Source organism: Pseudoalteromonas sp. T1lg10 (assembly GCF_002964545.1).
GTDB lineage: Bacteria > Pseudomonadota > Gammaproteobacteria > Enterobacterales > Alteromonadaceae > Pseudoalteromonas.
In genome coordinates this window covers 1-270 of record NZ_PQBV01000028.1, presented here as the reverse complement: position 1 = coordinate 270, position 270 = coordinate 1, and the positions used below count along the sequence as shown (strand labels likewise).

At 49.3% G+C, this 270-nt stretch carries 1 pseudogene; it reads left to right on the top strand.

The features are described from left to right. A pseudogene (gene tuf, locus C2M17_RS08440) lies at positions 1–270 on the top strand (elongation factor Tu); the annotation flags it as partial.

Sequence of the window (270 nt, the reverse complement as noted above, 5' to 3'; positions counted from 1 at the left end):
CGCTCCTGGTTCAATCAACCCGCACACTAAGTTCGAAGCAGAAGTATACGTACTATCTAAAGACGAAGGTGGCCGTCACACGCCATTCTTCAAAGGCTACCGTCCACAGTTCTACTTCCGTACAACTGACGTAACTGGTGACATCCAACTACCAGACGGCGTAGAAATGGTAATGCCTGGTGACAACATCAAGATGACTGTTGAACTAATCTGCCCAATCGCGATGGACGAAGGTCTACGTTTCGCGATCCGTGAAGGTGGTCGTACAGT